General features: G+C 42.2%; 21 protein-coding genes. 8 read left to right on the top strand and 13 right to left on the bottom strand.

Annotated features, from left to right (window positions below):
• Nucleotides 1-286 precede the first annotated feature (286 nt).
• The 5 genes from H8B17_RS08740 to H8B17_RS08720 all read right to left on the bottom strand — a co-directional run bounded on the left by H8B17_RS08740 (nt 287) and on the right by H8B17_RS08720 (nt 4,002).
• On the bottom strand, nt 287-1,480 hold the full coding sequence (locus H8B17_RS08740; protein ID WP_190308815.1) for a hypothetical protein: 1,194 nt from the start codon (nt 1,478-1,480) through the stop codon (nt 287-289).
• A 284-nt stretch (nt 1,481-1,764) separates the two neighbouring features.
• Complete coding sequence (locus H8B17_RS08735; RefSeq protein ID WP_190308814.1) at nt 1,765-2,241, bottom strand: GIY-YIG nuclease family protein; 477 nt, start codon at nt 2,239-2,241, stop codon at nt 1,765-1,767.
• 118 nt (nt 2,242-2,359) lie between these two features.
• Complete coding sequence (locus H8B17_RS08730) at nt 2,360-2,641, bottom strand: hypothetical protein (RefSeq protein WP_190308813.1); 282 nt, start codon at nt 2,639-2,641, stop codon at nt 2,360-2,362.
• A gap of 104 nt (nt 2,642-2,745) precedes the next feature.
• A complete protein-coding gene (locus H8B17_RS08725; RefSeq protein ID WP_190308812.1) occupies nt 2,746-3,414 on the bottom strand; it encodes a hypothetical protein in 669 nt (222 codons plus the stop codon).
• Between the two features lie 39 nt (nt 3,415-3,453).
• The gene (locus H8B17_RS08720; protein ID WP_190308811.1) at nt 3,454-4,002 is read right to left on the bottom strand and encodes a hypothetical protein; all 549 of its coding nucleotides are present in this window, start codon (nt 4,000-4,002) and stop codon (nt 3,454-3,456) included.
• A gap of 591 nt (nt 4,003-4,593) precedes the next feature.
• Here H8B17_RS08720 and H8B17_RS08715 point away from each other — a divergent pair.
• The 3 genes from H8B17_RS08715 to H8B17_RS08705 are packed head-to-tail and all read left to right on the top strand — an operon-like array spanning nt 4,594 to nt 11,358.
• The gene (locus tag H8B17_RS08715) at nt 4,594-8,436 is read left to right on the top strand and encodes a SusC/RagA family TonB-linked outer membrane protein (RefSeq protein ID WP_190308810.1); all 3,843 of its coding nucleotides are present in this window, start codon (nt 4,594-4,596) and stop codon (nt 8,434-8,436) included.
• 4 nt (nt 8,437-8,440) lie between these two features.
• Nucleotides 8,441-9,820: a RagB/SusD family nutrient uptake outer membrane protein gene (locus tag H8B17_RS08710; protein WP_190308809.1), complete on the top strand. Its 1,380-nt coding sequence runs from the start codon at nt 8,441-8,443 to the stop codon at nt 9,818-9,820.
• Nucleotides 9,817-11,358: a TlpA family protein disulfide reductase gene (locus tag H8B17_RS08705; protein WP_190308808.1), complete on the top strand. Its 1,542-nt coding sequence runs from the start codon at nt 9,817-9,819 to the stop codon at nt 11,356-11,358. Before H8B17_RS08710 ends, H8B17_RS08705 begins: the two co-directional genes overlap by 4 nt.
• Before the next feature lie 30 nt (nt 11,359-11,388).
• Here the strand turns inward: H8B17_RS08705 and H8B17_RS08700 are convergent, their stop codons facing one another.
• Together H8B17_RS08700 and H8B17_RS08695 are read right to left on the bottom strand one after the other, a co-directional pair.
• Nucleotides 11,389-11,742, bottom strand: a complete 354-nt coding sequence (locus H8B17_RS08700; protein WP_190308807.1) for a hypothetical protein — start codon at nt 11,740-11,742, stop codon at nt 11,389-11,391.
• Between the two features lie 10 nt (nt 11,743-11,752).
• On the bottom strand, nt 11,753-12,265 hold the full coding sequence (locus H8B17_RS08695; protein WP_190308806.1) for a MauE/DoxX family redox-associated membrane protein: 513 nt from the start codon (nt 12,263-12,265) through the stop codon (nt 11,753-11,755).
• 296 nt (nt 12,266-12,561) lie between these two features.
• Here H8B17_RS08695 and H8B17_RS08690 point away from each other — a divergent pair, with 296 nt between their 5' ends.
• Nucleotides 12,562-12,912 (top strand): VOC family protein, encoded by a 351-nt coding sequence (locus tag H8B17_RS08690; protein ID WP_190308805.1) that lies wholly within the window; start codon nt 12,562-12,564, stop codon nt 12,910-12,912.
• Here the strand turns inward: H8B17_RS08690 and H8B17_RS08685 are convergent.
• From H8B17_RS08685 to H8B17_RS08660, 6 genes are all read right to left on the bottom strand, one after another.
• Complete coding sequence (locus H8B17_RS08685; protein ID WP_190308804.1) at nt 12,907-13,959, bottom strand: helix-turn-helix transcriptional regulator; 1,053 nt, start codon at nt 13,957-13,959, stop codon at nt 12,907-12,909. The two genes, H8B17_RS08690 and H8B17_RS08685, sit on opposite strands and share 6 nt — an antisense overlap.
• A 231-nt stretch (nt 13,960-14,190) precedes the next feature.
• A complete protein-coding gene (locus tag H8B17_RS08680) occupies nt 14,191-16,626 on the bottom strand; it encodes an endo-1,4-beta-xylanase (RefSeq protein ID WP_190308803.1) in 2,436 nt (811 codons plus the stop codon).
• A 14-nt stretch (nt 16,627-16,640) separates the two neighbouring features.
• Entirely contained in the window at nt 16,641-18,293 is a 1,653-nt protein-coding gene (locus H8B17_RS08675; RefSeq protein ID WP_190308802.1) for a RagB/SusD family nutrient uptake outer membrane protein, read from the bottom strand.
• 21 nt (nt 18,294-18,314) lie between these two features.
• Nucleotides 18,315-21,515, bottom strand: a complete 3,201-nt coding sequence (locus H8B17_RS08670; protein WP_190308801.1) for a TonB-dependent receptor — start codon at nt 21,513-21,515, stop codon at nt 18,315-18,317.
• Between the two features lie 220 nt (nt 21,516-21,735).
• Complete coding sequence (locus H8B17_RS08665) at nt 21,736-22,884, bottom strand: FecR family protein (RefSeq protein WP_190308800.1); 1,149 nt, start codon at nt 22,882-22,884, stop codon at nt 21,736-21,738.
• Between the two features lie 71 nt (nt 22,885-22,955).
• Entirely contained in the window at nt 22,956-23,552 is a 597-nt protein-coding gene (locus tag H8B17_RS08660) for an RNA polymerase sigma factor (RefSeq protein ID WP_190308799.1), read from the bottom strand.
• 375 nt (nt 23,553-23,927) lie between these two features.
• Between H8B17_RS08660 and H8B17_RS20755 the strand changes: the two genes are divergently transcribed.
• The 4 genes from H8B17_RS20755 to H8B17_RS08645 all read left to right on the top strand — a co-directional run bounded on the left by H8B17_RS20755 (nt 23,928) and on the right by H8B17_RS08645 (nt 26,847).
• Nucleotides 23,928-24,059 carry a hypothetical protein gene (locus H8B17_RS20755; protein ID WP_262891639.1) on the top strand — a complete coding sequence of 44 codons (132 nt, stop codon included), beginning with the start codon at nt 23,928-23,930 and terminating at the stop codon, nt 24,057-24,059.
• Nucleotides 24,060-24,134: 75 nt separating this feature from the next.
• Complete coding sequence (locus tag H8B17_RS08655; protein WP_190308798.1) at nt 24,135-25,019, top strand: hypothetical protein; 885 nt, start codon at nt 24,135-24,137, stop codon at nt 25,017-25,019.
• 62 nt (nt 25,020-25,081) lie between these two features.
• Entirely contained in the window at nt 25,082-26,119 is a 1,038-nt protein-coding gene (locus H8B17_RS08650; RefSeq protein ID WP_190308797.1) for a histidine kinase, read from the top strand.
• A complete protein-coding gene (locus tag H8B17_RS08645; protein WP_190308796.1) occupies nt 26,116-26,847 on the top strand; it encodes a LytR/AlgR family response regulator transcription factor in 732 nt (243 codons plus the stop codon). Before H8B17_RS08650 ends, H8B17_RS08645 begins: the two co-directional genes overlap by 4 nt.
• Nucleotides 26,848-26,891 lie beyond the last annotated feature (44 nt).

Here is a 26,891-nt window from a genome sequence, read left to right as displayed (position 1 = left end):
TACCAAAAGCGGGGAAGAACCCAATGCTCCGAAATACTCAAATTGAAAAACGCAATTAGGGGGTCAACATCAGCCAGTATGGCAGTCGAATATCGGCTTTAAATGCAATATGCCTCCCTAAATATGATTCAATTTTGAGGGGTCAGCTTGCTCCAGTATGTCCAGCTAGCCTGTACTACGCCTTTACATATCGATAACAAGGTGTAGTATGGTGTGGAATATGCTGACCTCCGCTATAGACACATTGCTTAATTCAGCTTCAATCACAAAAATTTAAGCTAGGTTCCTACAAAAATTTTTTCTTTAAATTTTCAAATTCAGTTAGTTTTCCTTTGGGCTGCCAACCTTTTTTAATTTTATCATAGCCAAAATGACCGAAAGCATCAACAGCTAAAGGTACTACCTCACTTGCTATATCAAGCAAAGGAGGAGGAACAATCGTTTTTATCATAAAATTAGCACTTTTAATAACTATATTACTAAGTATAAATTTAATAGTGGAATCGGATTTATTAGCAAGGTTGAAATCTACTTCTATTAACTTGTTGTATTCTCCCACAATATTTTTACTATCTGCCAGATCTCTTATGTGTGATCTTAATTCTTGCGTTGAGTCGTATAGTTTAAGCAATGTGTCAGTGCTGATCTTTTGTTCAATAAAAGCCTTACCAATAGAAGTAAAGTCGGAAAAAACGTACTCTTCAAAGGAATTAATTTGAAAGTTAGAAGCCACATTCCTATTAAAAATATCGAATGACATTTCTCTAAAAAATTCTAAATTCATGGGATTAGAAATCTCAGAATCTAAATCACCAGCTAATAAGAAGTCTCCTTTGCTTATTCCGTATTGTAACAAGAAGTCTGTAACTGAGTAATCATAGCCAACCACGTCTCTAAATTGTTGAATGAATGAATCGAAATCTCCAGAATAAGTTGCTGTATATAATTCTCTGCCAAGAAATTCTCTACCATTAGGTTTAAAGTGGATATCTATTTGGATTGTTGACAGAACTTCAGATAAGGATTTTAAGTATATTTTGAAATAATTATTTATAAGACTTTCATTCTGTAAGTCCGAGTATATAATGTTTGTTAGTTCTAAAGGATATGAATATGTTTTAAAATGGTCTGAATGCTTTGATGCAAACGCATTATTCAGTGTGGAGTTTTTAACAAAATTTCTGTTGTAATCATATAAGAGTCCCTCTAGTGAGATGCTGGTAGAGGTATATGTCGACAGGTATAAATCATCGTTATTAATTAAGCCAGGTCCGAAGACATTGTCGTGGTATAGCAAATTTAATCTTTTTCTAATCTGAAGTTCGATTAATAAATCTATGCCTAAGTTTTGTAACAAACGCTGGATGCTGATGCTATTAGTTAATAGAATAATCTGATCATACAGCAATAAGCAGTCTAATAAATCTACAAAATCGTCGTTAGATGTAAATTTCGAATTGAATATGATTTTATTTAACATTTTTTAAATTTTAACTGCGTGCTCGACTTAGCGAGGTAAAACTTCTTCTTCTTTCTCCGTTTCTCTTTTGGGTTTGCTTATCTACCCTTTTTCGGCTTCTTAAATTTTAGCTCCTCGCCACCTGCTGTTAAACGAGCGCTATTAGGAAAGTAAACTAGAGGAGAGTAGGAGGTGCGCGTCGCCTATGTTTTTATGCCTAAGACATTGTGCATTTACCCTTAAGCATCTGCGATGCTGTATGTTCCTGTAATCTGCACAAGGTTGATTGGCGTTTTTTGCCATCCTTAAAGCAATTCCCTCCTAAGAATTTTTTTTGTTCCCCGTTTTCCTTTGATCGAATATTTTGGAAAAAACTTGTCGTACAGCCTTTCCTCAAGTTCTTTTCTTCCAAGATCCACTAGAATATACGAAACAGTCAGATGTGTTGTGATTTTTTGATTCAGCAAGTTCTCGATTTCTTGACAAAATCCTTTTTTTGAGCTTGGTTTTTCATAAGTAGGAAACTCAGAAAAATAATGATTTCCTATATTCCTTCGCAATGTATGATTTTTGGTGTTTAGAATATCAGTCATTCTCCCTCTGAGACTTCCAGTTTCTCCAACATAACAAATTTCGCCATCTTCGCGGAATATGTAGACTGCCGTCTCGGAAGGAAAAGAGTTAGCCCAATTTCTAGATAGTTCAATTTTCTGATTATCAGAATTATTTAGCAACTCATACTCAAGTCTTATTAAGTATTCTTCAATCTGTGTTTTTGTCATATTTACTTGTCTTTAGGATTAATTTGTATTGGGGATCCTTAGTCGTGCCGAATATTAGCAATTCAAAGAATGAAAGCAAATCACTTTGGTTTTATAAAATTGATCAATTATATCGACTTTAAATCTTGAGCTTCTTTGTTACGTTATCAATAGTGTCCCACATAACATAACCTGTTGACGGGAAATCTTCAATATCATATATTACAACTAAATCAAAATCGGTATATCTAGAAAGCATATAATCATAATCTACAAAATTTAACAAACACATTGTGATTTCAGGAAGAATAGAGTCATTTGTAGGATGTATAGCGATTTCAGATATTTCTTTATTATCCACAACCTTACCAATTATACGTTGGTATTTTTTGAGTTTGTTTTTGGCATCTATTATATTCATATGATTAGACTTATAAGTGACACTAATATAGAAATTATAACAAAAGTTGGACAAGAATATAATTAACTTAACTCTTAAATCGGTTCCATGATCTTGCTGCAATATTACACATCCTCCTTATACAATAGCCATTTTTCTAGCGTTTTCGGAAGTTTCCGATGGGGAAGAAGTTTCGGTTTTTTTCGTCTGCCGCACATTGTTGTAATGGCGCGAGAGACCAGGATAGGGCGGAAGGAGTCGGGTAATTGTATTTTGCCTTCCGCATGTTGTGCCAATAAATCTTGGTACAGTTTATAGCCGGTGATACCGATTTTGAAATAGCCTTCTCTTAACCATTGGTCCATTATCTTCAAAACCTTATTCTCATCCTCGATAGTTACATCATAAACAGGTTTTATTGGGAGCGAGTATGATTCTATCTCCATTGATTTCTTGTTAAAGCTACTTGTTCCTTTGAATTTGTCAATCTCTATTCCTGTTCTTTTGTTTTTTACTGTCGTCTTTGTTGCAATAATATTGATATTTGCCTCTTCAAAGGAGTCTTCGAAAAACATTTCCTTTGGTTTCTTGCTTAAAATCCGAGCATAAAAGTTCGTATGGTTGATGTCATAAGATGAATCGCTAGTTAAATTTTCATTATTTTGGATTTCCTCCAAAGGTTTGCCAATCAGAAAAGCAAATTCCTCTTGCGTATAGCCTTTAGTCTCACGGTGCTTTCGAACCATAGTATTTAGTTCGTAAGAAAAAGTAGGTATGTTGATTGGTTTTCCCATTGACACAGGTACAAATTTAGGAAATAAATAGCGGAAGACTTAATCTTCTTTCAACTCCATGTTACTCACGAAGCGGATCAGCTTGGCTTTCCTTTCGTCCTCATCATCCAGTCGAACTTTTAATATTTTTCTTTCATTGTACAAATTTTCTAGTTGTGCCGAGAAATCAGAATCCTGTTTATGGTCGGGTTCAGGCAAAAAAGAGTTATAATAGGATGTGATTTCTGCGCGCAGGCGAGGAGTGTCAAAATAACCTTCTTCGAGAAGTGAATTTAAAGCCGCTTTGATACTCATCTGTTTTAGTATCGGAATTCTAGTTTTCTCTATTAACTCATCGTTGTCCAATAAGTCATCGGGTAAAATGTCCTCCATCCTTAAACCGAAATAATTCAAAGCTTTTTTCGTGAGTTCAGGAGTGTAAGTCTCATTATTGTAGATGTTTTCAAAACCAGAAACTCGTGTTGGGTTTGACCCTTCTGTAATATCATGAGAAAATTTTCTGCCAGAGATCCCATTTTCTAAATAAAGTGTTCTAAAGGTGTCTATTATGTGTTGAGCTAATGCTGTGATCTTTCCTTTTGGTTTCATTACAACTAATACCGTCAAATTATATAATATTATTCGACAGGAAATATTTGCGTTATATAGAATTTTTATCTATATTTGTCTTGTTAATAGAAGATTAAAAATCTTCGATGGTATTTAATTTAGAGTCTTGCGGCTACAAATTTCTCAGGCCGTAACGCAGGGCAGTAGTTTAAATACCCGCATCTATACTTTTATGCTATATTTGCATATCTGGTAGATGTGGGGCTACTGTAAATCCGTGTTACGTAAGGCCTGAGAACTGATAAGTGGCCACGGTGTGTAGTCCCACATGTATCAAATATCTACCCTCCACCACCAAGACTCCTAACGTATAAATAGTTATGAGCAATAAACAAAGAACAAGAAACATCATTAAAAAGCCTGAGTAGTTTGGGTTTCTAGCCTATTTGGCTTTCCTAAAAATGCGGCATTACAAACCGATTATTTCGATTATGAACTTACGTTTCGTCCGCATTCTCATTCAAAACAATTTTACTAACAATGTGGCCTAAGCCCAGCTTAGGCACAAAGGAGAAATAGCAAGAGTCACCTCAGCCAGCGCCTTAGGCCACACCCTAAAAACCTCGAAAAATGAACAATTTTTACAAGGGTGGGAGAGGACTGGCCTTTAGCCAACGCGAAGGAGGAGCTTGTTCCCGAAAAGAAAAACCACCTAGATTATCAAAAATCTTAACCAATCAAGTAAGAGAGGGGGGCATTGCCTTGCCTTCGGCGACCGTTCGAGAGGTTGTCGACGTTTCTTCGGGACATCCGCGGGATTTATTCGGCCCTTGTTCGGGTGATCTTCGGGAAGTGTTCGGGAGCTGTTCGGAAAATCCCGAACAATACCCGAAGAATACGCACAGAAATACCGAAGGTGTTTCGAACCAATTCCGAAGCGTAGTCGAAGCGCACCCGAAGGAAACGCGAACAGCACCCGAAGAAGCAAAGAGTTTTTCACGCCGTTTTTTAGGCAAGCTAAAAGCGAGGATCAAGTATAGATGCAGTAAGGATGTAGTACCTTTTACGCAACGTTTGCGTAAAATAGCTGAGGTACCGTTAATGTACCACGAGTGTACCGTTAGTGTACGGGGAGTGTACCGAAAAGGTACTGGAGATCTACTAAGAAGCTACTGGAGATCCACTACTGACCTACTAAACGCATGTACCTCTGGCGTAGATCAGCGGTACAGTAACCGTAGAGGAATAATAGGGGTAGAGGCAATGAAGAACAAATCAATGCCTTTGGTGTTGGCATTGATTTGTTTCATGTTGTTTAATCTATCAGAAGCCTGGGCGCAGTCTGCGGAAACGCGGACTGCCGAAGGGCAAAAAACAGTATTGCTAGGAGAGGTGCTGTCTAGCGTCGATGGTGAGCCTATCCAAGGTGTTTCTGTCCGTGCTAACGGCGTTTCCGTTAGTACCGATGAAATGGGCAGATTCCGTATACCGACGAATAAAAGTACAGGGACCGTCGAAGTGAGACATGTCGGCTTTCAACCACAAGCTATTGACTATGATGAAAGGACTACCTATTTAACTATATCACTGGAGCCACTTGAAAATCAGCTTGAAGAAGTCGAGGTGGTAAGTACCGGATACCAGCAGTTACCAAAGGAACGTGCTACAGGGAGTTTCGCCCATGTTGATTCTAAGACTTTGCAGCGTAATCCATCTATGGATATACTATCAAGATTGGATGGTGTCACAAACGGGCTGCTGCTCGATCGTAATACGGGTAATCCGGACGGAATAAGTGTAAGGGGGCGGAGTACGCTTTTTTCCAGTACACGTCCGCTCGTGGTAGTGGATAATTTTCCTTTTGAAGGGGATATCAATAACATTAACCCAAATGACATTGAAAGTGTAACGGTGCTAAAAGATGCAACAGCTGCTTCGATCTGGGGTGTCCGGTCCGGTAACGGCGTGATCGTCATCACGACCAAGAAGGCGAAGGATCGGTTGTCTATCGATTTCTCGTCCAATTTTCTGATTGGCAAGAAACCGAACTTATTTTATGAGAAGCAGATGTCTTCAAGTGATTTTATTGATTCGGAGATATGGCTTTTTGAACAAGGGTATTACGACAGAAATATCAATACCATATATCAGCACATTTCGCCCGTCGTCGATATTTTGGAACAGAACCGATCCGGAGATATAAGCTTGGAAGAGGCGCACGGAAAAATTGATGTGCTGAGGAGTCAGGATGTCCGCCATGATTTTCAGCAGTATTTTTACAGGAACAAATTGCAGCACCAGCAACAGGTGAGTATCTCCACCGGTTCCACTAAGGCAAAAAATATCTTGTCCGTGGGCTATGATCGGTCACTAAGTGAAAGTGTATCCGCCGAAAACAGTCGGGTCAATATCCGTAATAATAACCAATGGAGTCCTTTTGGAGATTACCTGCGGATCGATATGGATGTTTGGTATGTAAAAAATACGAACAACGAAGGGAACGCCTATGGCTATAGACCACGCTATCCTTATGAACAACTGGCCCATAATAATATCGCATTGGAAGCTGCGAACCTGAGTACGTTACGACCGTCGTATACCGATACGGTGGGGAATGGTTACTTACTGGACTGGAAGTATCGCCCCGTAGAAGAAGTTAGGGATAACCTCACCCGTTATGAAGGAAAGGATCAGCAATTACGCTTTCAGGTGGGGATTAACTCCAAGGTATATCGCTCCTTTAAAATTGGCGTCAATTACCTAACGAGTAATAATTGGCTTGAAAACTCCACACTGTACGACCAACGTTCTTTTTATACAAGGAACCTGATCAATCAATATAGTCAGGTCGATGAAGTACAGGGCACGGTTGTTCGTCCGATCGCGCGCGGCGATATCTTGAACAAAAGTACCACACGGATGGAATCGCATTACGGACGAGCACAATTGGACTGGAATGAAAATTTAGGTCATCTGCATCATTTCAGCGGTATGGTCGGCATGGAATGGCGCCATGATAGGCGGCTGTTCGAGAACTTGGGAAGTATGTATGGTTACAACCGTGATCTGGAAAGTTTTACCGAAGTAGATATTTTTACGTATTTTCCACTTTACCACAGTGGAGGCTATTCGCTGATCAATCGTGGTGCTGGCCGTTCGAGGCAAGCTGATAACAACCGCTCGTACTATGGATTATTGTCCTATACCTATGCAGACAACCTGTCGATTACCGGAAGTTTTCGAAAAGACGAATCCAATATTTTTGGTGTCTCGGCAAACCAAAAAGGGGTACCGCTTTGGTCCGTGGGAGCGTCTTATAACTTACATCCCATCCTCAAATGGATGCCGCTTGACTTTCTTAAAATAAGGACAACTTTCGGTTACAATGGTAATGTGGACAAGAGCACAACAGCTTATCTTACCTCGCGATTGCATAGAGCGGGAAACCTTTGGGGTAGCCCAATAGACATTATTCTTAATCCGCCGAATAGTTCGCTGCGCTGGGAACGTGTCCAAAATCAAAATATAGGACTGGATTTTAGTTTGGGCGATAATCGTGTTGGGGGATCGATAGAATATTTTGTAAAGAAAGGACAAGATCTGATGGGTTGGAGTCCGGTAGCGCCGCAAGTGGGCATAAGCGAATTTTACGGAAATGTGGCGAGCACCGCCACCAAAGGTCTGGATGCACAATTGTGGTTTTCTTGGTTTAAGGACAAAGCAATTTCTGTCCGGACTGATTTAATTTTTAATGCGGTCAATGACAAGATTACCGAATATTATATAGAGCCGGGGTCGAATTCGGATATCGTCAGCAGCATAGGTATCGTTCCCATAGAAGGTAATCCCATTAATTCGCTTGTTCTTTATGGATTCAAAGGACTTAGTAATGAAGGGAATCCCCTCGGTTTTTTTGAAGGGGAGGATACCGAAAACTACGGTGATATTCTAAATGGTACAGATCGGAACAGTATTTCGTTGCTTGGATCTAAAGTACCCACGAGGTTCGGTAGTTTTAGGCATACCGTTTCTTACCGGAACTTGGAGCTTTCGTTCAATATCCTGTACAAGTTCGGCTATTATTTTAAACGTACAAATTCGTTCAGTTCGAATGGGTTGATCGGTGGCAACTATCGATACGCCGACTACGACGACCGATGGCAACACGGGGGAGACGAAAATCGGACGAGTGTACCCGCTTTTCAGTATCCGATCAACGCAAACAGAGAATCGTTTTACCAAAATTCGAGCGTACTTGCGCTAACCGGAAGCCATATCCGTCTACAAGATCTGCGATTTTCATACGCTTTCAAGCCGTTTGGTAGCCATAGGGCGTCAAGCCTACAACTCTACACGTATTGTTCAAACATAGCCTTGTTATGGAAGGAAAACGATCAGGGTATAGACCCAGCATTCCATAATGGGTATCCAACGCCTTTCGAGATTTCCTTTGGCGCTAAATTTAATTACTAAGATCATGAAGAAATTTTTAACACTAACGGCAGCAGCCATTTTGCTGCTATCCTGTTCCGAGAGCTTTTTGGAAGAAAGACCAAACAGCAATATTCTGACCCCGAAAACAGCGGAAGATTTTCAGCGGTTACTGGACAATTTTGAGGTGATAGGTATAGCATCGGTTTTACCTCAATTAGCATCGGATGAATATTATATTGACTCGGAAAGTAATTGGCGCTCCGCGAACACGGCCACCGAACGACACTCTTATATTTGGGACACCGATATCTACGGTGGGGAAACGAATATAGAGGATTGGAACTTACCTTATCAGAGCATTTTTTATGCGAATAATATTCTCAACGAAATAGAAAAACAAGCTATTGGTGAGATACCAAAAGAAATGCAGGATGTTTATGGGCAGGCACTTTTTCACCGTGCAAAAGCAAATTACGATCTCCTTAAAAATTTCTCGGTACCTTTTGATCCGGCGACCCAGAATGCCGATTTAGGGATACCACTTCGGGAAGACCCGTCGATTGATTATCTGGTGGAGCGTTCGACAGTCAAAGCGTGCTATGACCATATATTTAACGATCTGGAACGCTCGCTTCAATATTTGAAGTATTGGGGACCGCTACCAGAAAGAAACCGAGCGACAAGATTGGCCACATACGCCTTGCTCTCGCGGATACACCTGTATCGAAGAGAATACGATAAAGCCGAGCAATTTGCAGATAGCGTACTCCACCGTTATGATAGATTGATTGATTACAATACCATTTCGTTAACCTCGAGTACGCCTTTTACACGGACTAATGACGAATTGATTATGTACGGAACGACCACAACATACAGCAATTCCGCACAGCGAAACCGTACAGAAACCGTGTTCGTTGACTCCACTTTAATGAAGCTTTATAGTGAAGACGATCTTCGATTGTCCGTTTACTTCGATAAGATCGCCGAACATAGGTTTACCATGAAAAGGGGGTACAACGGTACTGGGTTAGCTCCCTTTAATGGGTTGGCTGTTGATGAAGTTTTATTGATAAAAGCAGAATGTTTGGTCAGGAAGGGCAGCCTCGAAGATGCGTCCGAGTTAATGAACAGACTACTGCTAAATAGATATAGAACGGGTACATATGAGCATGAACAGGTTAAATTTTCTGACACAGATAATGCTTTAAATACTGTGCTAACTGAAAGACGGAAAGAGCTTGTATGGAGGTGTCTGAGATGGGATGATATCAAACGGCTTAATAAGGAAGGTGCGAATATAGTTTTATCCCGCATACTCGATCAGGAAATGTATCGGCTTGAACCTAACTCTAGCCGCTATGTTTTCAACATCCCACAGGATGAAATTAACAGAAGTAAAATAACTCAAAATATAAGATGATGAATAAATTAAAAGGATGGTGGAATACTGCCAATTTTAAAGCACTGAGTATTCTTTTATGTTTTTGCTTAATCGTTTCGTTCCTTCATGGACAGACCGTTATAGAAGGACAAATCGATCATTCATTGGGAGTGGATTCCTTTAGGATCACGTACACGACAAACTTTGTAGAACACGACGAGATTTTTACAAGGGGAACGGAGATCATGGTAAATGTGGATGATGGACGATTCAAGATAGAATTAAATGAATCTCCTGCTGTTTTCTATGTAAAATTTAATTTACCCAAAAATAGATCTGATAGTATCGGCAATGATTATAGGATATTGGGGAATAATGCAAACATTTTTATGATAGAACCCAATTCAACCGTTATGATAAACGTTCTTCCTCAAAAAGTATTGTTTTCAGGAATGTCGGCACCTCTGATGAAATGTCAGTTTGATTTGTTTAGCCTGTATGCACGGATGAAGAAAGAACGCATTAGTCTCAGTGCTGCTCAAGGTCATTTCGATCATAACGCCAGCAAAGAAGACGTTTGGAAATTCTTGGATGCCTATAAGGCGGTTCACGATACAGCGATTCATGTAGCCAAGGATATTATTTCTACCTACGCCTTCGATTCTTTGACAAGTAACGCTATTTATTATAATTTTTATGGTAGTGTCAGATTTTTCGAAATAAATTATCTAAATCTTAAGTCTGCATTTAGCAAAGACTCTTTACGAGCGTATTTCGTAGGCCATTACAATGAATTTTATAGTGACGAAAAAATTCCTGATGAATCAAAAAACTATTTAGGCCAATCGAATATGTATCCAAGGTACCTGGCTTATAAAACTAGAACGGACATTTCAATGAGGTTAGCACCATTGGGTAGAAGAATTAAGCCAAATCTAATGCTGGTCGACAAGTTAATATCAGAAAGATACAGGGATCATGTATACGATCAGGTAGCGCTTTCATCCTTCTTGAATCGCGGAACCAAAGAATACATGGATGATATGTTCTTTATGACTCTCTTAGGAAATATCAAAAATCAAGAATACAAAGAATATATCTCGGAGATGAGAAACAAAAAATCATCAGGAAGAAAATCTTACCAATTCGAATTGGAAGATGAACATGGTAAAATATACAGAAACGCTGACTTTAAAGGAAAAGTAATCTTATTAGATTTTTGGTTTACGGGCTGTAGAGGATGTATCGCATTACACAAAAACATGAAGCCAGTTAAAGAACGTTTTAAACGTAACCCAGATTTTGTATATGTCAGTGTGTCTATCGATACAAAAAAAGAAATGTGGAAAAATTCTCTGGCTAGTGGGGATTATACGGATGATACAGATATCAAATTGTGGCTGGGGGATCTAGGTAAAAAACACCCTATTATTAAATATTACAACATTGCATCGTATCCCACCATGATAATCATAGATGGGGATGATGAGATCGTGGCCATTAATCCACCGAATCCATATACTGAACACAACGAGAATGCTTTAGTTAATATCATTGAAGAAGCTTTGAATAAATAAGCGGGGGGGCTCCCCCCCGCTTATGATATTCTAATTATCATCGTATATTCCTGTATTATTGTCCATGGGCTCGATCAAGCCTGCCTGATGAAGAGCTTCGGCTGTACTCGCATCAAAGCTGTCTGGAACAGTGCCCGGAGCATTTGTGCGTCTCCATGCACATTGATCGTCACTAGGACTTTCGCAATTTTGAGGATCGTAGTCGGTTGGAGAAGATAGCTTCTCATAATCTCCCGAACTAGACGAATTAACATACACGTCTGTCAATTGACTTAATTTTTCTTCTTTAACAGCTTCTCCAAAAGACTGCGTTAACATCGCTCCACCAAGCACTGTTACACCGAACAATGCTGATTTTACTAATTTTTTAATTTGAGTTTTCATGGTATTAGATTTAAAAATATAACTTTTTAAGTTTTCTGATGGCAAAGATCCCAGCACCTAACCAAAGGAGGTTAAAGATCAGGTGCGTGGTCCAGCCCATCGATTCGATTACACCACCGCAATGGCAAAGCCTATCCGGAACGAGTGCCAACATCATCGCCAAGTAGATGGTGAAAATACCCATTAAGACGACAGAAGCCCAAAGCACGATTTTCTTCAGCTTTAAGAAGGGCAATACAAGCAGTACAGCTAATAGGATTTCTAAAGTAGGGATGCCCCAACCGATAAGTTCGGCATACCGTCCCACGAGCGGTATCTTGCTATTGCCATCAATAAAGGTTTCCAAATTGTAGAGTTTGTCATATCCGGTATACATATACAGAAAAGCATATCCGTAGGCGACAAGCTCTGGAAGCTGTGTATAAACCCATAGCGATTTTCTACCGATCCATTGGGCGGCTTTCGTCTGAGCTATTGCGTCCATGGCTGTTCCTATTCTCGTTCTATTGATAAGCTTTTGCATGTTTTTGTTTTCTTATGCGTTGTGTAATCTAATGTTTTAGCTGCGGAGCTTCGATCTATCGATCGTTGGTTTCCTTAGTTAATTTGCGCGTCCCGCCTACCGGGGAAACACCGCAAATTTTCGTTTATACTGCTTTGTTTTCATATTTACTTTATCGATTCGTGATACTTACCAAAGCAAAACTAATACAGAATGCAGTGCAGGTGTTTGTCCGTTTTTGATGTTTTGAATTATCAATTTTTGATTTGTAAATTGCGGAGACCTATTGAAGAAGAAAGCTAAAACAATCGGGTACGATGAAAGTAAAAAGAATAGTCGCGAATATCAGCACACAACAAATTGATGCTGCACAACATTTTTACGGAGAGGTGTTAGGTTTGGATATCTTGATGGATCATGGTTGGATAACGAGCTATGGTAATACGGAAACAATGCGTGTGCAGATCGCTTTCGCAACCGAAGGTGGATCTGGAACAGCCGTCCCCGACCTATCCATCGAAGTGGATGATATCGAGGAAGCTTATGCGCGAATGAAAGAACATGGATGCGAAATCGAATACGGTCCGGTGGATGAGCCCTGGGGCGTGCGTCGGTTTTATGTGCGGGATCCATTTGGAAAGTTGGTCAACATCCTGATGCATTTATAGCGAAACACGATGGTGTAAGCGATATAGCTCATCTTTGTATGCACCCGGCGTGTGCCCGGTGTGCTTTTTAAAGAACCGGCTGAATGACGCGACGCTGGAAAATTGGCAGCGCTCAGCGACATCGCCCAATTGCTGATCGTGTAGAAGTTCTTTTTTGCAACGCGCAAGCAGAAAGCGATGTTTATAGCTTCTGGGAGAAGGAAGCTTCTCGTCTTTAAATACACGACATAGATGAGCAGCGGTCACACCCAGATCGTCGGCGACGTGCTGGATACTGAAGGCCTGCCCGTGGGTATGCACATAGGCTTTAACCAGCTCAATGGCATTATCGGCCAGATGTTGTACTGGGTTGATCTGTTCGTATTCCTCGTGGACCTTCCGTCTGGAAAGCTGTACCAGCCGGCTCAGTTCATCAAAAATGAAAGTCTCGTTATTGAAATCGCCTTTCTTTAAATTTTTACAGAGATGGGTAATATGTAGCCGGGTTTTCGGCCCAACGAGAAAATCGATGCTGTGGATCAGGCTTTTCGCGTTATAGCGATAGCCATCGATCACTTCCTGTAAAAAGCGAAAGCTGCGGTCATTCCCATCTCGAAAGATTCCGCCATCAAAGTAAAATCCGAAGACTTGATGTTGTCCACGAGAAAGTTCAACCTGATAATTACCCGGAGGCACATAAAGATAACGGGCACGGCTGGGAGCAAGGGTGCAAACAAGATCGGCCCCAGCATCCCGGATCAAAATGTCGTCGTTTCCCTCGACGACATAGACCACATACAAATCCCCGATATCGACACGGACAGGAATAGTGACAGCCTGCTCGAGCCATAGATCATAACCAAAGAGATAACCATGTTTGCCATCAAATTCTTGTGCAATGGCCCAATTTTCTTCTTTGGCAAAGTACTGCGTGTCTGCGTGTCGGATGTTGAGCGAAGGTTTTGGCTGCTGGGACGCTTGATCGGTAATCGCTTGGTCAAAGTGCGATCGAAAGTTAATATGTAGGCTTTTTTCCATAACAGGTATTTTTTCGATTGTTAGTCTCACAAGCTTACAAAAAGTCATTTTTTTATTCTAAATCCAGGCGAATAAAACACGGATATGGCATAAACGACGCGTATATGGCGTAAACGACACCAAATTGTAACGGTCAAGTAGCGATAATAACTTGGTAATATAAGTAATCCCGGGGGTGGGATAACTGGGTCGAATAGGGGTGGAATAAATCCCCGACACAGAATGGTGTCGGGGATATTTTGACTTAGGGGAGGTGATTATTTATTGCCCCATCCATTCTTCCATAAGCTCAGCATTGTAAAATTCGATATTATCGATGTAGACTATGTCATTTTCGCTCGTACCGGATCCATCATTTAAGCGTAGGTTCATGGATGTAAGTGCATCCATCTGGTTTGATGTCAAAGCAATATCTACGTAAGACCAAACGCCTAACGTCGGCTGCGGCGCAATATTAAGTATAGGGTCTAGTCCATTATATTTCCATGCAACGGATCTTCCGGAAGCTACCGGATTGTAATACATAAAGCGCACCCGATCGAAATTCTTACCCCAAACCTCACCAGATATGTCTACCGCTGGATTGCTGGCCCGTTTAATGTAAACGTTTAATTGCTGGCTTGCAAAGCTCTTTGTGACCTTGAGCACTTTATTACTTGTATTTAAACCCGATTTCAGCGGGTTGTCCACCACGTCTACAACGGCGGCATCGTTTCCTCCTCTAAATTTGATATCCTTGACCCCGCTTTCGAAATTATCGAGGATAAAGGTGTGTGGTCTTACTTTTCCTATAACATCGTCGGTATTCCGGATATCCAATCTGATATTAGCGCCTTCACTTCGTATAATACCAATAAGGTTGTCTACCTGTTCGGGATAATCAGTTCCTGCAAAGGTTGCGTGTATCTTTACCATGGATTTAACGGAACCGCTGGCGTCAGTATATGCCAACATGCCGCTATACTTCCCATTTCCTCCCGAAAAACTGCCACTACCTAATTTCACGAGTGTACCCGTCCAATCTTTTTTGTAGGCGAGTATCTGATCGACAGTCGTTTGATTCGGTATAATGGTTTTATCTCCTAACTTTTGAATATGGTCTGTCGGAATATCTTTTATCGTAAACTCATCATAAACCTTTGCTAGCGTGCGTTGTGATACAATCACCTCTACTTCATCTCCCACATTCCAATCGGCTTCTTCCGTGGTTTCTATAAAAAGCCCCCCTTTGTTGTTGTCTTCTTGCAATACCACAGTTTTAGCATCAATATTTCTACTTTTAGTATCCGAGATGACAACGCCTTTGATTTTAATATCATCAGGTAGGATAATAGATTCTTGTGATGACAAGTTGGCTTTCAATTGTTCAAATGTAATTAGACTGGGCGTCCGCTTTACAGTGACCGGTAGTTGGGCACTGCTTCCGTCTTCTCCGGTGATGGTAATGTTCGTTGTTCCTTCTGTTACACCGGTTATGATAAGTTTAGTGCCCTTAACAACGGCCGTAGCAGTAGCGGGATTGGAATTTTCGCTTATAACATAGGGGGACATACCTCCTGAAATAGCGATTTCTACTTGAGCGTCGGCAAATAAATTAGCCGATGTTTGGTGAAGTGATACGGGTACCATTGGATCGCCTTTTCGGTAAATCCCTTGTAAAATCCCTCGATAAGCCGATTTCCGTTGATAATTGCTATCGAAAACCAATGGCCAATCGGGATTATCTCTCATGAAGGAGTTGTCGTCAGACACTCCCCAAAATGTAATGCCGAACTGCTGCTCTTCCGGCAGATCCAACATAGCCTGGGCTACGGCGCGATAACTCTCCTGTTGCCGGGCGGCTAATGCCTCTGTAAATGTTGCGTTAGGATTTTGATCTGGGTTTACAGCAACATCGAGCTCCGACACATGTACCAAAAGTTTGGTTGTGGCCGCGGCCATGATGGCATACCGAAGATCGTCGATGGACCGGTTGGTGTTGGTATGCATTTGCAATCCGATGCCGTGGATAGGGACGCCGGCATTCACCAAGCTGTCTGCCAATTGTTTAGTTGCTAACCGACGGTTGTGGCTGTATTCATGTCCATAATCATTATAGAAAAGGAGTGCATTAGGATCAGCCTCGTGCGCAAATTTAAAAGCCAAACCGATATACTCCAAGCCAATGTTGCTCAGCCAAACTGACGGGCGTAGGGTGCCATCATCTAGGATAATTTCATTAAGAACATCCCAGGAGGCAATTTTCCCTCGATAGCGACCCACCACCGCTTGAATATATTCACGCATAATCGCTATCCACTCTTCTTTTGTTCCTGAAAATCCGCTTACCCAATCGGGGGTATGACGGTACCATAGTAGCGTGTGGCCATGTACTCGGAGATTGTTTTGTGCGGCAAAATCAACCAAATAGTCGGCGTCTTCCCAGAAGTATTCCCCACGGCCGGTGCTGATAAAATTCATCTTCATCGCATTTTCGGCTGTGATACTGCTCATTTCTTGGATTACCGTTTGGCGGTATGCTTCACTATTGCGTAGCGGTCCCATCGAAATGGCTGCGCCTATGGGATATGGAGCCTCACGCAGCGTTTCTATAGCTGCTTCGGGGTAGCCTTGGATGCGGTTGTCTGATTCAAATTTTTCGCCTTTGCATGTTGTAAAGGCGATTAAAATGGATATTAAATTTAGTATCGTTCTCATCGTATTGGTTTCTATTAGTTATACCCAGGATTCTGTTTCAATGGATGCCCGGTATTGGCGTCAATAATCCGTTGCGGAAACGGTAAAAGTGTATGGAATGGCTGAATGCCCGCCCCACCGTTCCGTTCTCCGGATGCAATGGGGTTGTATCGCCGTGTCCGTTCGATCAATTTACCTGTACGCATGAGCGTTTCCCTACGTGATTCTTCCGTTACAAGTTCGCGGGCTCGTTCATCGAGAATATAATCCAGTGTAACCTCGCCTGCCGACACAGGTGTCGCATGGGCACGTTGGCGTACTTGATTGATGTAAAATGCGGCACCATTACTCTCACTGTTGTTTCCTTGCATGTGTAATGCTTCCGCAAGCAGTAGATAGGTGTCTGCCAATCGCAGATAGGTCTGGTCTGCATAAGAATAACTTTCTCCATAGCGAGAAGGATTATCGTACGTCCAATCCCATTTGCGCGTACTGGCCCAGATATGGTTATTGGTGGTCATTTGAGATGCAGACATTTGGCACACGACCGTATTCCCATCCCGATCTACGTAGCTTTTTCGAATAGCGTGTTCGCTAAATCGATCGTCCGATGATTCGTATAAGGAGAATACCCAGGCCGTGATTGCGGCACGACCGATACCCCGGCCACCGTATTCGGGCGAATAAGCTATATTCCGGTTGTTATACGCCGACACCCAGGTACGACGCATCGTATTGCTGTACGCTCCTAGGATATTGTCGACATCTGAATTTGGAAATACCCATAGCGCTTCAGTATTGCCTTGGCTGGGGAGTATGTTGCCGTCATAGAATTGATCCATAAACGCGCATCCGGGTTCATTTCTACGGACACCATATCGTTCGGTAATGAGTTGGTAATTCGGATTATCAATCACCGCTTTGGCCTTGGCTTCTGCCTGATCGGGTTTGTTTTGCCAAAGGTACAGTTCAGCTAAGTAATGCTGCGCGATCGCCTTTGATAAACGGGTAACATCGTTGGAATTATCTGGCAACCATTGTTCTGCAAAAAGCAGATCTTCCTCAATAAGGGCTTGGATACTTTCTACTGGATCCCGTTGCCAATCGTCGCGGTAGTTCTCCCCGGTAATTTCCGTCGTATTGAGCGGTACCGCACCAAAGGTCATGACGAGGTGGCGATAAGCCCACGCACGGATAAGCCTAGCGTGAGCGACCATTTCATTCTTATTTATTTCATTGTCTGCTTCATTGCCGCCCTGCCAATCGACATCCGGATCGCCGGAACGGGCAATGAGCAAATTGGCGGAGCTGATGCATCTGTATAAGATCAGGAATATGCCTGGTCTTCCTTCGGTGTCACCATTTAAAAATTGCATCATTCCGTTTAGGTCGGCTGTTGTATATTGGTTGAGGCCTCTCGTCCAGGAGAGTTCTGTATTGGCCCAGCCAACGTCGGTGCCAATCTTCCAAATCACACCTAGCTCGGCGGATTGAATGGGTTCCATTCGTTCCTGCCTTGGGAAATGGAGTAGTGCGTTTTTAGCAAGGCGAAAGCCGTTCAGATCGGTATAGAGGTTATCTGCATAAGTCTCGTCTTTTGCAATCTCGTCGAGAAAGCTGTCGCTGCAACCGGCCGTCATTACGGTCAGCGTTAGGAGTATGAATAGCTTGTAGGCGTATGTTTTCATGATTGGATGTAATTGAAATGGTTAAAATCCGATTCGCGCACCGAAAAGAAAGCTTCGTATTTGCGGAATGCCGAAGTCCGATTCGTATTCGGGATCCAGCCCTATGAATCGGGTTAACGTTAGCACATTTTTCACGTTGGTAAAAAGTTCTAGACGATCTATGTTTACTTTATTGGTAATCGATTGGGGTATTTTATACGCCAACGAAATATCGCTTAAGCGAATAAAGGATGCGTCGTTTGTCTTTCCAAAATAATTGAGTGAATAAGGATTGGAATCATCTCGATTGGCGGGGTAGGTGTTGGTTTTATTTTCCGGTGTCCACCATTCCCGTTGCCGAATAGTTGTTGACCCATTGAAATAGGTGTTCATATGCTCGGTAAAACGGGTCGCTCCTTGAGATGCATATATAAAGAAGCTTAGGGATAGATCCTTGTAGGCGAGTGTATTGGTGAGGCCTACGGTGTATTTCGGAAAGTTCTGGCCGATGATATGCCGGTCGTCCACCGTGATGACACCGTCGTTGTTGTGATCCTTTATCCGTACATCGCCTGGCCTTGCGGTAGGCATATGTGAATGGAGTATGTCGTCGGTTTCTTGCCAAATCCCGTCAAATCCATAGGTATAGATGACGCCAATGGGCCTGCCAATAAACCAGCTGCTGGCTACATTGTCCAAGGGTTTTCCATCGTCATCAAACAATCCAACATCTACAATTTCATTTTTGGCATACGTAAAATTAGCGTTGGTTCGCCAAGAGAAGTTATCGTTTTGTACGTTGATAGAAGATAACGCTACCTCCAAGCCGCTGCTCTTTGTCCGACCAATATTCTGTCGGATGGTGGTCACGCCATTGATCTGGGGGATCTGTTTGTTCAACAGCAAGGCTCGGGTATTGGAAAAATAGGCGTCGACCGTTCCGGATAATCGGTTTTTAAGTAGAGAGAAATCCCATCCGATATTGAGTTGACGTGTGGTTTCCCAACTAAGGGTAGGATCGGCTAGCTGGTTGGGATAGAAGCCGATCAACGGATCGCCTGCGTTATCCAGATAATATTGATTGGCCATGGTCGGCATCGACGAATAGGCACCGATGGCCTGGTTACCACTTTCGCCCAATGATAGCCGCAATTTCGAGCGATCTAGCCAGGTGAGGGATTCCATAAAAGGTTCCCGCTCCATATTCCATCCAACAGCCGCAGAAGGGAACACACTGTATTTATTGTTCGCTCCAAAAGCGGAAAAGCCATCACGCCGCACCGTGAAGGTAAACAGGTACCTGCTGTCGTAGCTGTAATTCGCTCGAAACATTTGTGATAAGGAAGATTCCTTGATATATTGATCGGATGGGGTTAGCGTGGTAGCCAATCTGAATTGATAGTATGACATGTGATCGCCCGGAAACCCTACACCGGTATTGTCGTGAAATTTCGTTTCGTACGCCCGGGCGGTATACACCCCCGTTAGGAAGACATTATGTCGTCCGAAATCTCGGGTATAACTCAGAATATTTTCAATAGACCATTCTTCTCGGTTTTGATTGTTGACCGTCGCTGAGCCCCCCACCTGACTGCCCCGTAACGTGTTTGAGGACGAACTGTACTGTTCGATCAGTCGTGCGCGGTAGTTGTAACCCGTTAAGGTCTTGAACGAAAGCCCTTCCACAAATGGGAAATCGACCTGAATGTAGTTGTTGGTCAATATCCGTCTGGCTACATCTTCTTTTTGGATGTTTAATCCTTCCAATGGATTTACAATATTCAGATCGTCTGGATTGGGTTGGAAATTCAATTTTCCGTCGTCGTCATAGGGTGCTGTCAACGGATTCATCCGGCTGGCGTTACTGATGTTGGCTCCCTCGCCGGGACGGTCGTAATAGCCGATGGTAGAGGCGGTACCGAACGTTAGCCAAGGGGTGATCTCGGTGTCCATATTGATCCGCAGTGCATAACGATTGTATACGTCGTTACGTGCTACACCATCGGTTCGGGAAGCGTTTCCTGCTATAAAAAACTTTGTTTTTTCTGCTCCGCCCGAAATGGATAGGTTGTGATCCTGCTTGAAGCCGGTCTGTGTGGCGTAGTCCAGCCAATCGGTATTGACACCGTTCTGGTATTGCTGTTCCTCAAACGAACTGACGAATCCCATGCGTCGTTGTTTAAAGTTATAAAACTGGGTGGCATCCATCATATCTGGCCGATTGATGATGTTGCTGGTACTAAGCATGGATTCCAGCGCCAGACGAGTTTTGCCCTTAACGCCTCGCTTGGTGGTGATCAGCATAACGCCATTCGCTCCGCGTGCTCCATAAATCGCGGCAGAAGAAGCATCCTTGAGTACTTCGATCGATTCGATATCGTTCGGGCTTATTTCCGAAAGGAATCCTTCGAACTGAATGCCATCTAATATGATCAATGGTCCGGCATCGGCGTTGATTGAATTCTGTGCGCGAACCCGCAGCCGGGTATCTCCTTCGGCACTGGTTCCTGTGTTGGTGATGTTCACCCCAGGAAGCTTGCCCTGTAACGACTGTACGACATTGGAGTAGGGCGTATTTTCCAGCTCTTCCGGTCTGATGGAGACGATCGCCCCGGTTACGTCGCTTCTCTTCTGGGTGCCGTAGCCCACCACGACAACTTCATCCAAGCTGGCGTCCTGCATCTTTAAGACCACATTTACTTCCTGTCTCCCAGCAATGGGAACTTCTTGGGGAGCATAGCCTACATAGCTGAAGACTAAGTTTGTGTTGCTTACGATAACTTCGATGTTATACAGTCCTTGAACGTCTGTCTTGGTCCCAGTTGTCGTTCCTTTGAACTGCACCGTTACATCGGACATCGGCTCGCCCTTTTCATCCGTAACGCGCCCTCGAATCAATTCCTGTTTATGTTGTATGACGGACGATAGGGGCTTTTGACTAACGGTTTTCTTTTCTTTAATGATAATAATCCGATCGCGTATTTCGTAGGTAAGCTGCTGCTCGGCAAATAATAATTGCAATGACGTTTCCAATCTTTCATTATGCAACGATATATTCACTGGTCTGGCTTTTTTTAAGATTCTGTCATTATAAGAGAAGTCGTATTTGGTCTGTTTGCCAATTTGTTCCAATGCATTGGAAAGCGTTGCATTTTTTAGCGTCAGACTTATGGTTTGTGCTGATACCTTAGCCGTAGCCTGAAAACTAAGTGCCAGTATCAATAATACAATAGTTTTTATCACGATAAGGGTTTTTAATATGTGCTTATCAAGGTGAAAAGATGACCTCATTACATAGCTTCTTTTCTCCTTGCAAACAAAGCGAATATTCATAACTTTGTTGTTTATAGGGTTATATTATTCTGTTAGCGACAAATAAATAGAATGTTAGCCCCTTAGTAGCCAAGGTATTCCACTACCCTGGCTATTCTTTTGGTAAGGATGCCAAACAAGGTAAACTTCATTATTTCATAAGTTGTAGCCTCCTCCCTTTGATCGTAAATTTGACATTGCTTATCTCTTCCAGGGCATATAGTACACTGGACAGGTTTTTATCTCTTTGTATAGATGCGTGTACCTTAATATCATTAGGTATATGTGTATAATCCACATCCAAGTCATACCATCGTTCGATTTGACGTATGGCTTCGGGCAATGGTGTGGCCTTGAACCTGAACTCTCCGTCTTTCCAAGCAACATATGGTGCTACATCTATCGTTGAAACTTCAAATCCCTTTTGTCGTAAAACCGCTTGCTGTTCGGGTTTAAGTATTTGTGATGTATTATTTTTTACGCTGTTTAGCTCGACACTGCCACTGATTAAGGTGGTGACGGTGTGAAGTTCATCCGGATAGTCATGGACGTTGAATGTTGTGCCTAGTACTTTCAGGTACTGTGATTCGGTCTTCACAATAAAGGGCTGTTTTGGTTTATGGGTTACTTCAAAATAGGCTTCTCCTTTCAATTCTACCATTCGTTCATTATCGCTAAAAGCAGTCGGGTATCGTATCGAAGATTCTGCATTAAGCCATACATTAGTACCATCGGGCAATACGATCTGATATTGTCCCTTGCGTGGCGTGGATAGCGTGGCATATTGCGTTGCCGTATTTTGCGTAATTTTTGAGCCATCGATATATGCAAATCCATTTTCGCTTATAGCAATTCCGGTTTTATTTTCGTTCAAAACGATAGATTGACCATTTTCCAGCGTAAGGGTGGCACGGTTGCCCCCTGGCTCTATTTCGGTATTGTGCTGGTCGGCAAGCTCGACTTGCTCGATAGGTTGACGGCCAAAATAATAAAATGTCCATGTCGAGACAAGTAGTATGGATGCAGCTATGGATACGCCAATAAGTAATTTTTTGATCTTATCTTTTTTGCTCCTGGTTTGTATCTTTTCCATCAGCAAAGAACGATTTTGTTCCACCATTTCGAGAAGTGGTTTGGACAATGTCTGATCTTGCTCAATATGAAGAAGTTCCTGCTCCACAAGGGACTTGAGATCGGCCGAATATTCGTCTAGCTCAAAGTACCGTAACAAGATGCTGAGCTCCTCTTCCGTACAGGAATTGTTTAAATAGCGTTTGAATATATCGTCGATATACGTCATGGCAAGCCTCGTTTAATTATATAGACGAACCAAATGAAATTGTTCTCGGCTTCAGTTAAAAAAAAACGAAATTATTTTAAAATAATATAGCTCGCTATGGTAAATAGAAGGTGTGGATAGTTCTCAGATAGCTTTCCCTTGAGAAAATCGGAAGATTTTGCCATGTGATCTTTTATTGTACTTATCGAAACACCAAAGTAAACAGACGCTTCTTCGTAGGATTTGCCTTCGAGTTTAATCAATCTGAAAACCTTTTGTCTCTGTGGAGGTAGGAGTGAAATTAATTGCTCTAATATAGTTGATGTTTCTTTATAGCTTAGCAGGGGTTCTATATGATCGTAAGATAAATTAATATGGACGGCGAGTTGTTTTTCCAATTCTTTGTCTTTTGAAGCTTTACGATAAAAATCTATGGACAAGTTTTGGGCAATAGTGAAGATATACGCTTTTAGATTCGTACCTTCTGTTAAACTTTTCCTGTTATTCCATAATCTCAAAAAGGTGTCCTGATGCAATTCTTGAACAACAGCCTGTATCTTAATCAACTTATGTATCTTATACGCCAGTGGGGCAGCATATAAATTGTATACCTGTTCAAATGCAGACGAATCTCCATCCCGCAGCTTTTGCAACAGTTCCCTCTCATCAGTAAAAGGCGGCCTACACATTGAACTAGGTTTGTATAAATTAATTAACGGGTCAAATCTAAAGAAAATATTCTGTAAAGAAAAAACGGCTCGTATCTGATAACTTTTCATTCCAAGATCAAGCGAATAAAACACAGATATGGCATAAACGACGTCTATATGGCGTAAACGACACTAAATTTTAACCTTCAAATAATCCATTGCAGCATGAAAATTATTACGAACGCGAATACGCTATTTACGTCGTTTAGGCTGTAACGTACGGTCACATTTTTTTCTTGTCAGAAAGGTTTTTAAGATTTGAACCGTTGGATCCGACAAAATGAGAAATATCTTCCCAACAGAAAGGTACAAGCTGCTGGGGGATAAATGGTAAAATTTTAAAGATAAAGCAACATGAAAAATCTACAAGTATTGTTCAATAAAAAGCCTAACGTACAGCCATCCGAAGTATTGACTTGGTCCGAAATTGTTCCTTTTCTCGAGGCAGAACCGAAAAAGGAAAGATGTCCGATATTTACGCTGTAACGCATACTAGACGCTAACGGTCAGAAGGGTGGGGGCAATGAGCCGCCCTCCCTTCTTTGATAAAACCTTTATAACATGAACAAGACATTATTTGAGTGGCCTTTTGCGCTCTTTAGTGCACATATCCACCATTTTTTGCCGCATATCCCATGGCAGGAACATGAAGATTTATACAGGCGTTTTGAGGCATTTCACAAACCCAAGCAACATAAACTTTTGGAAATCGAACATACCGCCGATATACAGATGTTGCTCCAACTTGAACCGGCTTTGCTCTGCCTATACCATTTGGGAAACCATTTTGAGACGGTGCTTGCATTGGGGAAGGTCGGATTAAGTTTCGATCTCCTGCTAGATAGGGCGGTGTATAGACGCTATGAATCCACTTTTTTGGGGTTACAGGCACAACTCCAACGCAATGGCAGCGCATACCGTTTTTTATTTAGCGACGACCGCGCTGTGCTGCTAAAAATGAGATCCGCCTTGCGGGGGCAGAGACATGTCGTCGTATTTGCCGATGGTAATTCAGGCACGTTAGCAGGGAACAAAGATCTGCGTACGGCAATTCGGTTCCTTGGGGGAAGTTTGCAGGTAAAGCAGGGAATAGCGATGATAAGCCATGTATTACAGGTGCCGATTATTCCTCTGTGGATGAAAGAAGTAAGCGGAGTTTGCAAGCTGAGCGCGGTAGAGCGAATTGATCCGGGTGTGTGGGATGATAGGCGGGGATTTATAGGTCACGGTATGCAGTCCTTATACGATCGGTTGGAAAAGAAGGTGGCCGACCGACCTTGGGTATGGGAATGCTGGGGTTACTTACATCAAAATGGAAGTTTCGATCCGGCAAATTTGCTTCCCTTCCGGAAACAGCGACTGGGCACGAAAGAGGCATGGATACCTATACAATGGCGGGGGCGAATGGCGCATTTTGATCGTGTTTCGTATCAATTAATTCACTAATTAAATTTTTATTTTTTTTCGAGATTCATTAGGTTTACGTACATCTACTAAACCTAATGGATATGACGTGTTCAAGATCGTTAATGCCTGTGCTGGCAATTATCTTTATTATTGCCCTCTATAGTCTTATGTGGAATGTAAATGCGAAGTATGTAGAAGATCATATCCCGCATCGCCATATCGCCGCTGTGGTACTATTGTATGCGGCCTACTATAGCGTGCACCTGCTCTGTTTTGATATGGTATGGAAAGGAGGGTGGGCAAGGCGGATAATTGGCGTGGTTGGCATCACCGTACTTTACTGGACATTATTTCCCGTGATGTATAAGTTAATACAAGAATGGATGCCTGCTGTAGGTTTGCAGTTGTTCGACGATACGGTTCCTTACAATGAAGCAGATTTTCGCAAACGGCTGATAAGTCCTTATATAATCGTGGTGAGCATGGCTGCGTTTACGGTGGCGATAACGCGTTTGATACAACATCATTTCGAAAAGAGGCAGCTACTAAAAAAATTGACTGGTTTGCAGCAGCAGTTTATCAAGCGGGAGATAAAAACACATTTTATCAGTAATATTTTAAGCACAAATATTGGTGCGGTACTCTTGGATTCTAAACCTGATCAAAAAAAGAAAATTATAGCCCTGATTGAGTTGCTCGCTTATTTCAATAAGGTGGATCAAGGGTGTATGGGTTTGGTATCGCTTAAAGAGGAGCTACGGCAACTCAAACATTTTATAGCGATGATCAACCAGCAATATGGGGAAGGTGCGGTGATATGTACTGGAATAGAGGAGCTTAAAAAATCGGAAGATGATATACCGTTGGGTTTACTGCTTTTACCCTTGGAGAATTGTTTGAAATATGCGCGTTTGGATCCTAAGTTTCCAATAATGTATAGTGTTCGACGAGTGAATGAAGGTTGGGTAATTTCATGTGTCAATTATATGGATTGGAAAAGAGTAGAAACAACGGTGCGTACCGGTACGGGCATGGAGATGGCGGAAAAGCAGATAGCAGGGCTTGGGTTGCCGATACAGATAGCTGTACAGCAGGATGAAGAGAAGTTCTTTTTTACGATAAATATAAACAAGTTATGAATAAATCGGTTTACACGGTGCTGATGGTAGATGATCAGCCAGAAAGCATCATGATCTTACATAGTTTATTGTCGGAATACCCTTTTCTGGAAGTACTGCCGATCGAATCAGATCCGCTCAAAGCATTTAGATTTATGCGGGAAAATCCGGTAGATCTTCTGTTTATCGACATGGAGATGCCGGAATTGGACGGTATTAAATTGCTTAACCTCCTACAGAAGCCACCCGTATTCGCGGTATGTTCCGGTTTTACCGATCGGGTGTATGATGCTTCGAGTAGGGGGATGATGGGCTATATCCCTAAAATGCCTGCAATAGAAGACGTAAAGAATTTACTGTTCAGGATGATAGCTGAAGTGGATAGCCGGGAAGAGGAGAAAAGGGAGGTACAGCGGATCAATATTGTCGATGTAAAGCGAATGGAGTTCAGCTTGCTCGTGAACGATATCCGCTATATTTCCAGCAAGGAGAAGATTATGTCGATCTTCACGGCCAAAGAGACTGTTCGTGTTCGTTCGAAGTTGGATGTGTTAATGGAGCTGTTACCCAACGGCCTATTTTCGCGGGTACACCAAAGCTTTGTCGTAGCCCTCGATGCGGTTGTCGCGCACAATGGCAAGCAGATTAATTTACAGGACGAGGATGATCCAATCATTCCCATTAGTCGCACCTATAGGGCACAGTTTCTTGCCGATTTAGCAACGTACCGGCATTTTGCACTGAAATAAATGATAGTATCTACTAACAGAAAGGGGGTAACCATGACATAATC

It is taken from the genome of Sphingobacterium arenae (assembly GCF_014692505.1).
GTDB lineage: Bacteria > Bacteroidota > Bacteroidia > Sphingobacteriales > Sphingobacteriaceae > Sphingobacterium > Sphingobacterium arenae.
Note: the sequence above shows the minus strand (reverse complement) of the source record. Positions and strands in the feature narration are given on the sequence as shown.